The sequence below is a fragment of the Microcoleus sp. D2_18a_D3 genome (assembly GCF_036702455.1).
In the GTDB taxonomy this organism is placed as follows: Bacteria; Cyanobacteriota; Cyanobacteriia; order Cyanobacteriales; family Microcoleaceae; genus Microcoleus.
In genome coordinates, this window is record NZ_JAUBTK010000002.1 from 66,893 (window position 1) to 78,326 (window position 11,434).

Here is an 11,434-nt window from a genome sequence, read left to right on the forward strand (position 1 = left end):
TCTCTCAAGCTACGCTCAGACTATGAGAAACCTATGAGCGATTCAAGGTTTACGTCTTTAGGAAGATTTTTCCAGCTTTTTGGCGATGAGCAATTCATTTCATCCTGATTTCATTCTTTCCCATCATTATTGGAGGATTCCGCTCACCTGACACCGCAACCAGCCTGTAAAGGAGTTAGACTGATGAAAATTTTGGTGGTAGAAGATGATGAGGCAATTGCCGACCTACTTACTTGCATTCTCTCCAACCAAAATTACGTGGTTGAAGTTGCTAACGATGGTGAGGCAGCTTGGGAACTGATTGTTGTTTATAACTATGATTTACTGCTGATAGATATTACGCTCCCTCGTTTAGACGGAATAAGTCTCTGTCGTAGAGTCAGAGCGCACGACTATAAAATGCCAATTCTGGTGGTAACAGGGCGAGGCAGTGGTCACGATCAAGCGATCGGGCTAGATGCAGGTGCCGATGGGTACATGGTGAAACCGCTCGATCAGGAGTTATTGATTGCTCGAATTCGAGCCTTGCTGCGTCGCACAGGCACGACTTTTCAATCTGTGCTGGAGAAGGGTAATTTGCGGCTCGACCCAACAAGTCGTGAAGTTACTTACGCAGGGCAACTTCTATCCTTGAGTCCCAAGGAGTTTTCGATCCTAGAGTTCTTTTTGCGGAATGGTCGTCAAGTATTTACCTACAGCGTAATTTTGGATCAAATCTGGGCTTATGGAGACACTCCTAGCGAAGATGCCGTGAGAACTCATATTAAAGGGCTACGACAGAAACTTAGAGGGGTCGGCGCTCCCACAGATTTGATTGAAACGGTTTATGGACTGGGTTATCGGCTTAAACCCTTGGAAGCGATCGCTGATTCAACCAAGACGGCTCAACTCACGTCTCATGAAGCGACTCAACCGATTCAACCACAAACCCTCAGCGCCTTATCCAAACGTCCAGAAATTGACCGCGCATCAAACGACTTAACCACAAAAGGGAGCGAGCCGGAAGAGTCTTTGTTTGCGGATGAGCGTCCTTTGTTATTGATCGTCGATCCCGATCGCCAACTGGCCCAACAGTTGATGAATGAAGCGGTGGACTGGGGATTTCGGAGCGCGATCGCCACAACACTTTCCGAAGCCGAAACGAAAATTGAGCAGGATGCGCCTACCGTTGTGCTACTCGATCCCGATATTACTCATCCCACAACAGAGAGTTTAAGGCTGCTGGCAAAGCTCAGTCATCAAACTCCTTCTGTGCCAGTTCTAGTTTTTACCAGTCACGATCAATTAACCGATCGCCTAGAAGTTGCCCAACTCGGCGGACATAGTTTTTTACACAAACCCTTGCCCCCGGCTCAAGTGCTGAAAGCGATCGCACAAGCGGCACAACAAGCAGAGACAGCAAAGCAACGGGTGATGGTCGTCGATGCTGATCCCCAGATTCTTGTAACTCTGAAGGAGTTCCTAGAACCCTGGGGATTGAGCGTAACAACGCTGAACGATCCTCAACGATTTTGGGAAACGTTGAAATCATGCTCACCGGATCTGCTAATTTTAGATGTGAAAATGCCTGCTGTGAGTGGCGTTGAGCTTTGCAAAATTATCCGCAACAATTCGCGCTGGGGGCGCTTGCCGATCATTTTTTTGACGGCGCATACCGATGCTGCGATCGTCAATCAAATGTTTTCAGTGGGTGCAGATGACTTTGTGAGCAAGCCGATCGTAGGGCCAGAATTGGTCAGTCGCATCATCAATCGCCTAGAACGGATCAAACTCCTTCAGAATGCTGCTGAGACAGATTATTTGACCAAACTCTCTAACCGCAATAAGTCAACCCAAGACTTAAACAAATACCTTCAACTTGCAAATCAACAGGAGCAGCCGCTCTGTCTAGCAGTTCTGGACTTAGACAATCTCAAACAGATCAACGATCGTCACGGGTACAATACTGGCGACATGGTGATGCGTCAGTGGGGACAATTGCTCCGGCAAACTTTTAGGCAAAATGCAGTCGTTGCTCGCTGGGAGAGCGATGAATTTGTGGTTGCCTTATCTAGCATGATTAAGGCAGATGGTATTCAAAGACTCACTCAATTATTAGCAACGCTCCACCACAGAAAATTTGTTGCTCCCGAGCAAACTCAATTTCGGATCACATTTAGCGCTGGAATTGCTCAATATCCAGATAATGGAACGGATTTGCCTTCTCTTTATCAAGCCGCATCCGAAGCCTTGCATCAGTCTAAAGTTGCTGGGTGTGCTTGTATTTTTTCGGCGGGAGACTCTAGGGCTATTCTCCAATAAACGAAGTCTTAATTCATTATTAACATTCTCAACCTCAAACTTTTCTTAACTCCTCATAAGTTCCTCAGATTGTTTTCTTACAGTCAAAGTGGGTATGCAAGGACTGTTGCATACAATTACCTCCGATCGCGCGCATTCTGGCATTGGGGAAGGTTTTGTATATCAGAGAGTTTTAGTAGCGATCGATGATTTTGAAATTAGCAGTGGAGAACAGTAATGTTAGATATCGATGAAATGGGACAAAAAGAAATACACGAACTGCTACATAAAGTAGGATATGGACACCTCGGCTGCATAGGCGAAGGGTATCCATATATTGTGCCTATGCACTATTACCTCAAAGACTCAGAAATATATATCTTCACAACGGTGGGAATGAAGACTGAGTATATGGATGCAAATCCAAAAGTTTGCTTACAGATCGAAGAAGTTCACGATCTGGTGCACTGGCGCAGCGTTGTTGTGAATGGTCGCGCTGAACGCCTCACTGAGCAGCAAGACATCGATCGGGTGATGCAATTTGTCAAAACGCAGAATCCAACACTTTCGCCTGCGATCAATCGAACCTGGATCGATGCTTGGGGACGAGCAGAGGTGATTGCAATCTACCGCATTCACGAGAATGAAATGAGCGGACGCACGACTGATGGAGTTAGCAGTCAGTGAAATCGAAAAATTTGGACAAACTTATTTTAGAAGGCTGATTTTAATTCGGCGATCGCCTCTCTAAAATTTCGCCCTAGCTTCCTTCTCTGTAAATCTGCCAACCAGGGCATCACATTAAATTAGGAGGATTAATTTATGAACCACGATCGCCATCAACATGGACAAACCCAACCCAAGCCGGGACACGCTGGGCACCACGAACACAAACAGCAAGTTGAAAGGAATCTGCCTGACCCACACAGCAATCATAGTGCTCACGGTAAACAGCCTAATCACGCTCAACACGCAGGTCACGACAAACACGCTGGACACAGCCCAGAGATTTTCAAACGACGCTTCTTTATTTGCCTCTTGCTAACGCTGCCCGTCCTCTATTTTGCGCCCATGTTTCAGGATTGGTTTAGTTATCAAGCCATCCAGTTTTCAGGTGCGAATTGGGTGATTCCCATTTTCTCAACGATTATTTATTTCTATGGTGGCTGGGTTTTTCTGAAGGGAGCTTACTACGAACTCCGCAGTAAAATTGGCATGATGACTCTGGTTGCTCTAGCAATCACCGTGGCGTTTGTCTACAGTGTGGCAGTGACTCTTGGATTGGCGGGAGATTCTTTCTATTGGGAACTGGCAACCTTAGTCGATATCATGCTGCTCGGTCACTGGATGGAAATGGCTTCTGTGCTGGGAGCCAGCAATGCTCTACAAGAACTTGCCAAGTTAGTGCCTTCTGTCGCTCACAAGAAGCAGGCGAATGGGCAGATAGAAGATGTCCAAGTAAGCGCATTAGTTGAGGGCGATCTAATTCTGATTCGTCCCGGTGAACAAGTCCCAATTGATGGTGAGGTCATCGAGGGTACTTCCAACGTCAACGAAGCTTTTCTCACTGGGGAGTCGCGCCCGGTGGTCAAAAAAGCCAATGATGAGGCGATCGCCGGAGCGGTCAATGGAGAAGGCGCTTTGACAATCAAAGTCACTCGCACCGGAGATCAAACAACCTTGAGCCAAATTATGCGCTTAGTTGAGGAAGCGCAGGCATCTAAAAGTAAATTTCAAACACTAGCCGATCGACTGGCCTATTGGCTAACTTATACAGCGATCGCGATCGCTACGCTAGCGTTCATCATTTGGCTATCTGTTAAACCAGATGGTTTAACATTTGCAATTAATCGCGCCGTTACTGTATTGGTGATTGCTTGTCCTCATGCGTTAGGTTTAGCGATCCCCTTAGTGCTGGTCAACGCAACTGCAATGTCCGCTAAAAACGGCATTCTGGTACGAAATCGAGAAGCGTTTGAACGAGCAAAAGACATTAAAACAATCGCATTTGATAAGACGGGGACATTGACAACCGGACATTTTGGCGTGCAACGAATTTATACAGATAGTATAGATGAGTTAAAAGCTTTGGGCATTTCTGCTTCTCTCGAATCTTTATCAGAACACCCGCTTGGACAATCGATCGTAGAAGAAGCCAGCCATCGCAAAATCGAGCTTTCAAAAGCCAGTGACTTCAAAGCAGTTCCCGGTCAGGGCGTTGAAGGCGTGGTAAACGGTCAGCGCTATCGGGTTGGCAGACCCGAATGGGTTCAAGAGTTGAAATTGCAGTTTCCGCCAGCATTGCAAAAAGGACTACAAGAACGTGAATCTCGTGGTGAAAGTGCGATCGTGCTGATGGACGACAAGCAAGTTCTCGCCCTATTCGGGTTAGCCGATCAAGTGCGCGAATCTGCACGAGAAGCGGTTGTAAAATTACAGGAAATGGACGTGCAGGTGGTCATGATTACAGGCGATGCCGAAGCCGTTGCCAAGGCGGTTGCTGGGGATTTGAAGATCGATCGCTACTATGCTCGTGTCCTACCACAGGATAAAGCTGCATTGATTCGTAAGCTCAAAGCTGAGAAGCCAACCGCCTTTGTGGGCGATGGAATCAATGATGCACCGGCTTTAACCGAGTCGGATTTAGGACTGGCGATCGGCGCTGGAACCAATGTGGCGATCGAGTCGGCTGATTTAATCTTGGTTAAAAGCGATCCGCTTGATGCAACCTACGCGCTTAAACTTGCGAAAGCGACCTACAACAAAATGACTCAGAACTTGCTTTGGGCAACTGGGTACAACGTCGTTGCAATTCCTTTAGCGGCAGGAATTGGGGCTCCCTTCGGCATTCTATTAACGCCAGCATTGGGAGCAATATTGATGAGCGTTTCGACGGTCGTTGTTTCAGTTAATGCAATGTTGTTACGTCGCGTTCGTTTGAATGATTAATTGCATATATTGGAGGAGTAAGGGTTTGTGTCCAAGAAAATCGTCCAAATTCTAGCGGCACCAGAAACCAACCTGTTTCTCTTTGCCTTTTTGCTCAATTTTGTTTACGAAGTTTGGCAGGCTCCCTATTACGAGTTCTACCGAAGTCCCTCTTTAGCCGACAAAATCAAAGATTTGACTCACTGCTCCTTCGGCGATGGGGTCATCATTCTATTTAGTAGTTGGGCGGTGAGTGTGTTAGTTCGTTCGCGGAATTGGGTGCTTTATCCCACCTCGAAGCTGGCGTTCCTGTTTACCAGTATTGGGTTGGTGATTACTCTGGTAATAGAAACCTATCGAGTTAATGTTTCTAAAGTCTATGGGGTTCCGGTGCTGGCAGTACCCATTCTAGGGATGAGTTTACTGGCCGTAATTCAGTGGATCGTTTTACCACCATTCATCCTTTATCTGGCTCGCCGTCATATGTTGGGTTATCTCGAAAAGCGGAGCTAATTAATCGACATGGACAAGGAATTTAATGCCTATCTGTTGGGTGGTGGTATCGGCTCTTTAGCAGCCGCAGCCTTCATAATTCGCGACGGCGGACTCCCTGGCAGAAATATTTTTATCCTAGAAGTAAAGCCCATCTTGGGCGGGAGTTTGGATGGAGCCGGGAACCCTGTAGACGGTTATTCGATGCGGGGGGGACGGATGTTGACGACTGACAATTATGAATGCACTTGGGATCTTTACAAGTCCATCCCCTCCCTAAGTTCGCCCGGTAAAACAGTGTTTGACGAAACTATGGAGTTTAATGAACGGCATAAGTCAAATTCTATGGCGCGTCTCGTTGACAGCCGCCGAGCAAAAGTCCCTGTGAGTTCAATGGGCTTTTCCATGCAAGATCGTCAAGAGTTGCTGAAGCTTAGCCAAGCTGATGAAGACGAATTGGCTGCTAGTCGTATCACTGATTGGCTTTCTCCAGAATTCTTCAAGACTGAATTCTGGTTTATGTGGGCAACTACATTCGCCTTCCAGCCGTGGCACAGTGCCGTTGAATTCAACCGTTACTTGCATCGCTTCATGCTCGAATTCTCTCGGATTGAAACCCTTGCTGGGGTGAAGCGAACCATTTACAATCAGTACGATTCATTGGTTCGTCCACTTCAGAGTTGGCTCGCAGATCAAGGTGTCAATTTCATCGTCGATTGCAAGGTCACAGATCTCGATCGCAACACCGAAGAAGGCAAGTTTGTGGTGACAGGCATTCATTATCAGCAGAAGGGTGAAAGTAAAGCGATCGCGCTTAAAGACGGCGACCTGGTTTTTCTGCAAAACGGATCGATGACTGATGCCTCAAGTTTGGGTTCTATGACAAGTGCGCCCAAGAAGCTGACCAAACAGGACAGCGACAGTTGGAATTTGTGGGAAAAGCTGGCGGCAGAACGCCCAGATTTCGGTAATCCTTCTGCTTTTAACAACAGCATTGCCGAGTCACTGTGGGAGTCTTTTACAGTCACACTAAAAACCCCTGCATTCTTCAACAAAATGCTTGAATTTAGCAGCAATCAACCGGGAACTGGTGGGCTTGTCACGTTTAAAGACTCCAACTGGCTGATGTCCATCGTGCTCGCCTATCAACCCCACTTTATAAATCAACCTGTTGATATACAGGTCTTCTGGGGATACGCTCTTTTCCCCGATCGCGTGGGTGATTTTGTGCCCAAGCCGATGAGCGAGTGTAACGGTGAAGAAATTCTGCGAGAACTCTGCGGTCATCTACGATTCGATCTGGATACTGTGGAATCGGCAAACTGCATTCCTTGCAGGATGCCGTACATCACAAGTATGTTTATGCCTCGTTTAGGCACGGATCGACCGTTGCCGATTCCTCGCAGCTCGAAGAACCTTGCTTTCATCAGCCAGTTTGTCGAAATTCCTGATGATGTTGTCTTCACGGTTGAGTATTCGGTGCGAGTTGCTCAAATGGCAGTTTATGAATTTTTAGGTATTAACCGCCAAATCCCGCCCGTTTCGCCTCATGATAAGTCACTGCGAGTGCAGTTTGAGGCTTTAATCAAAGCGTTTAAATGAGTTTTGTAACTTCCCAGAAAAGTTGATTCATACCGTCAATCAGCAACGCCGTTTTTTCATTATCTTTACCAAAATTTCTGTTCTATTATCTTAAACTCTTTAGTCGAGTAGAGAGTCAAGTAGAGAAGTCAACATCATTCTTCAGGCATATTTACTCGAATTTCTGAATTTAGGCCTTGACTCTCTAGTCTGGTGGAGAGTTTAGTATGGACTTAGTTCTAAGAAATTAATCACTCAATTGAGGATAAAGATGAGTATGCTCACACTTGCTAAAACAGTAATCGGTGGAACTATAGCTGGCTTAACGTTGTTAGCTTTGACAGCTAATCCCTCGTTTGCAGACACTCACAACCCGACTGCTAGCCCAACTACAGCTTCTAGCTCTACCAATGAAGCACCCGTAGCTCAAGAGCGTCTTACTCCAACAATAGCGCAAACCAATCAGGCTCCGCAGCAGCCTACTGAAGGCGGATGTAGCTGTTGCAAGAATATGATGAACAATATGCCTGGTATGAACAATATGCCTGGGATGAGAGGAAATCAAAGCAACCCCTCCAGATAGACAGTTATTGCGATCGCCATGCGATCGCCTTTTGGGAAATATTTAGGATGCTGTGAAAAGAACTAACAGACAAGGCGTTCTTTGGAATCAGAAAAACGGTGTCGCCCTAACAGTTTTACTGCTCTGTTTACTGCTTTGTTGGTGGTTGCAGCATCCTAATATAAATCTATTCACCCCAGAAGGCTTCAAACAAGCAGTCAAGAATCTAAGAATTTTTGTCGCGGTTCAGGTGTTAGCCACCGTCGCGGCAATTTCTTTGTTCCGCTCTGAGGTTCCAAAGCGGGAGTTTAGTCAGTAACCCTGAACCTGAATTTTTCTCACTAACTCAAGCTTGATGCCAGACGTGAGGTAGTGTTGTGCCTGAATCATCAATGCTGATGTTTCTGCATCCAACCCAGCATTAAGCCAGTTCCCATTAGTAAAACACCAGCAAAGCTATAAGGGGCGCTTACCTGCCATGCAAACAGAACGCCCCCTAACATCGATCCCCCAACTTGTCCGAGGCTATTAGCGGCATTTTGAATTCCTAACACCGTTCCCGTGTGTTGACCGCCCCGTTTTGAAATCAAAGCAGCTACATTTGGGGTAATCAATGCCATACCGAATGCCAATATAGCGACAACTCCCAGCACAATGGGAAGCGATCGCGCCATTAGTAGCAGGAAAATGCCGCTTCCCATGAGTGCAAATCCCAGAGCAACTTGGGCGATCTCATTCATATATCGAGACAAAAAGCTCACTGCAATGATTTGAAAGACTGCCATCACTGAGCCACACATCATAAATACAAAGCCTGTTTGGACGGGCCCGTATCCCAATATTTCTTGAGCATATAATGCAAAAACGGCTTCAAACATCGTGAGTCCAAACTGGGCGATCGTGGCTAAACCCAACAGCAGTAATAGTGGTTTACCCAGCCTTTTCCAATCTAGTGCTGGCTGACGAGGGACTACAGTTGCGGATCTCGATGGTAACGATTCTGGCAACCAGCGGAGAGCGACTAGCAGCGTTAAGAACATCAAACCCGCAGCTAGAAAAAAGGGAGGAGCATAATTTTCAATTTTGAGATCGAAAAAACCGAGGGTAAAATGTAAGTCTTCACGAGTTGTCAAACCACCAAAAGCTGGTCCAGCAATTGCTCCAAGACTCACTGCTGTACCGAGCCAAGCCATTCCTTGGGTGCGATCGCGCTCAGTCGTTACATCCGAAACATAAGCGGCAGCAGCAGGCAGCATCGCAGCGGCTAGAACCCCACCGACTGCTCGAGCAACATAAAGCATTGCGAGGGAAGAGGCAAACCCAAATAGTAGTTGAGCGATCGCGGAACCGGCAATTCCGATCAAAATTAAGGGTCGCCTGCCGACTCGATCTGACAATTGCCCCCAAAACGGTGCTGTAATTAACTGAGCGAAGGCGTAAATGCTGGTTAATAAGGTAATGTGAATGGCGATCGTCTCACGCGGAACAACTGCTATATGTAAATGTTGGGCGTAGAAAGGAAGTACAGGCAGGCTTACTCCGAAGCCAATCATGACTACAAATAAGCAAACAAGAAGTAAGAAGAGCTTTTTAATCATAAAATCAGGTGAGGGGTTTTATTTGTATTGGGTTGGTGATTACTCTGGTAATCGAAACCTATCGAGTTAATGGTTTCTAGGCGTTGCTCATTCATGGTATGAATCAACTTTTCGCTTGATGTTACAAAACTCACCCTACTTAGCTTATACCCATTCCGAAATCTTGAATTTATACCTGTATTCAGCAACGCCAGGCTGAATCTCATTAACTACCAATAGTCACACAAACCTGGGATAATTTAAACAAACGGCTCAGATGGTAAGCCAAAGAAGCGAAAACAGCAATGGCAAGCTACAGAGAATGGAACCAAGCATTAGTGTCTTACTTTACCAGTGGCGTACCGCGCGGTACTAAACTTTACGTAAGCGTTGACGACGATGTACTCGAGCGTATTGGTCTAGAATTTGGAAAGGATACGGGCGTCAACAACGGTCGCGATGACTTTTTGATTGCCGTAAGGAAAAGAGTCATCATTGACCAACAAGTTAATTTGAGCAACTTGCGAGGGTGTGATTCTGACGGTTTACCCAAAAGTATTGCCTTTCTCAGTGCCACAGTCCTAGCCGCCTATCAGATGGCTGAGGAAGAAAAAATATCAGAACTAAACTACTTCCGGCGATTGCAGAAAATTTTAGGTCTGTCCGACGCTCGTCGTCCACCGGGCATGGAATCTGGTTCCGCTGCTGAAGAACCGCTATGGAAAGAATGGAATCTTTGGCTAAGGCAACAGGGATTTTTACCTTCAGCAGTTCGGGGTCGCGGTGGTCCAACTACCTATATAAATTATCCAATTTCGCAATCTCTTCTACGCCACGCTGATAAAAACCGACTTCTAGATATATTTAACGAAAAGCAATGGACAGCCCAATGGGATGCCCAAACTTTATTTACTCATGTCCGCCGCGAGACGCCGAGGCTTTGCCAACACTTAAAAGAGTTACTGACGGACAACAGGCAGCGCTATGAAGCCGTTGCCGAAGCAATTCACGAAGTTTACGAACAATGGCAAAATGAGGGGAAACCAGTAACACTAAAACAAGGAGTACGCACCTGGAGCCGCTACCTTTTTGCAGGTTTATATCGCACTGAAGATCCATTCTTGGGCCAGATTGATTACTATCTCTACCCGAAACAGCTAAAAGGGCGACCAGTAGAATCGGTACAAGTTCAGTACAGAGATAACGTTCACCAGCTTCGGGACGAACGCGCTGGATGGTATTTCCCTCTAAAAAATCCAATAAATATGAATGAATTGGATCGCGGTGCAAGATACCAAATTAGTTGTTCTACAGACCTGGATTCCCTAATTTTGCCCGAGCGTAACTTTTGGATATTAATTCCAGATCCCGATAACCCAGATTCAGGAGCCTATGCTTCTTGGGGAACGCCATCCCTCGGTACACCATTTATCCTACTCTACAAAAAAGAACTGCTCTCAGATATTCAACGGTTGCAAGATGAGCAGCTATTGAAATGGCAGGGTGGAGCACAACCAGTATTTAAAAATTCTACCTGGTTTGAAATTCACACCTGCATGGTTGTTTCCCAAGCTTGGGATGCAGTCTTTATCAAAAGTCAAGAACTTAAAGATGCTTTGCAACCCAGTGTCCGTTTATCTATTAGCTTTTCAGGTGGTTTGCGCGTACCTCAATTGGGTGCATGGCTAGAGGGACATAGCCCTCTAGTAACTATCTTTGGTTTCCATCCCACAGTTGAGTTACAAGTAACTCGATTATCGGATGATTCCCAAATTTGGGAAAAGTTACAGCAAAGTACAAATATTCCCATTGTAGTTAACTTTCCTAGTGTAGGTGACTATCTCGTAAAAGCTACTTGTGGAGGTGAATCTAGCGAGCGCTTTGTCAGAATTGTTGATTGGAGTGGTCTGTCAATAGTAGAACCATCAAGTTGTGAAGTGATGCCGATCGGTTCAAGTCATAATATTTGTGGCAGCGTCCTTCAGTCATTGGCTCAATAAAGTTAAATAAATTC

10 protein-coding genes are annotated in these 11,434 nt (G+C 46.1%); 9 read left to right on the top strand and 1 reads right to left on the bottom strand.

The window, feature by feature from the left end; genetic code table 11:
- Positions 1-183 precede the first annotated feature (183 nt).
- The 8 genes from QUB06_RS01775 to QUB06_RS01810 all read left to right on the top strand — a co-directional run bounded on the left by QUB06_RS01775 (position 184) and on the right by QUB06_RS01810 (position 8,162).
- Positions 184-2,301 carry a response regulator gene (locus QUB06_RS01775; RefSeq protein WP_333142794.1) on the top strand — a complete coding sequence of 706 codons (2,118 nt, stop codon included), beginning with the start codon at positions 184-186 and terminating at the stop codon, positions 2,299-2,301.
- Positions 2,302-2,395: 94 nt separating this feature from the next.
- Positions 2,396-2,518: a hypothetical protein gene (locus tag QUB06_RS01780; protein ID WP_333151715.1), complete on the top strand. Its 123-nt coding sequence runs from the start codon at positions 2,396-2,398 to the stop codon at positions 2,516-2,518.
- Entirely contained in the window at positions 2,518-2,967 is a 450-nt protein-coding gene (locus tag QUB06_RS01785; protein ID WP_333142796.1) for a pyridoxamine 5'-phosphate oxidase family protein, read from the top strand. The genes QUB06_RS01780 and QUB06_RS01785 overlap by 1 nt, the downstream gene beginning before the upstream one ends.
- A 135-nt stretch (positions 2,968-3,102) precedes the next feature.
- Positions 3,103-5,229 (top strand): heavy metal translocating P-type ATPase, encoded by a 2,127-nt coding sequence (locus tag QUB06_RS01790; RefSeq protein WP_333142797.1) that lies wholly within the window; start codon positions 3,103-3,105, stop codon positions 5,227-5,229.
- Positions 5,230-5,256: 27 nt separating this feature from the next.
- Positions 5,257-5,721 carry a hypothetical protein gene (locus QUB06_RS01795; protein ID WP_333142798.1) on the top strand — a complete coding sequence of 155 codons (465 nt, stop codon included), beginning with the start codon at positions 5,257-5,259 and terminating at the stop codon, positions 5,719-5,721.
- Positions 5,722-5,730: 9 nt separating this feature from the next.
- On the top strand, positions 5,731-7,302 hold the full coding sequence (locus QUB06_RS01800; protein WP_333142799.1) for an oleate hydratase: 1,572 nt from the start codon (positions 5,731-5,733) through the stop codon (positions 7,300-7,302).
- A 250-nt stretch (positions 7,303-7,552) separates the two neighbouring features.
- Positions 7,553-7,864, top strand: coding sequence for a hypothetical protein (locus tag QUB06_RS01805; RefSeq protein ID WP_333142800.1), 312 nt, complete (start codon positions 7,553-7,555; stop codon positions 7,862-7,864).
- A 52-nt stretch (positions 7,865-7,916) separates the two neighbouring features.
- Positions 7,917-8,162 carry a hypothetical protein gene (locus QUB06_RS01810; RefSeq protein WP_333142801.1) on the top strand — a complete coding sequence of 82 codons (246 nt, stop codon included), beginning with the start codon at positions 7,917-7,919 and terminating at the stop codon, positions 8,160-8,162.
- 70 nt (positions 8,163-8,232) lie between these two features.
- On the opposite strand, the gene QUB06_RS01815 is transcribed toward QUB06_RS01810, so the two are convergent.
- The gene (locus QUB06_RS01815) at positions 8,233-9,441 is read right to left on the bottom strand and encodes an MFS transporter (RefSeq protein ID WP_333142802.1); all 1,209 of its coding nucleotides are present in this window, start codon (positions 9,439-9,441) and stop codon (positions 8,233-8,235) included.
- Between the two features lie 284 nt (positions 9,442-9,725).
- On the opposite strand from QUB06_RS01815, the gene QUB06_RS01820 reads away from it, so the two are divergent.
- Positions 9,726-11,420, top strand: a complete 1,695-nt coding sequence (locus QUB06_RS01820; RefSeq protein WP_333142803.1) for a hypothetical protein — start codon at positions 9,726-9,728, stop codon at positions 11,418-11,420.
- Positions 11,421-11,434: the final 14 nt, after the last annotated feature.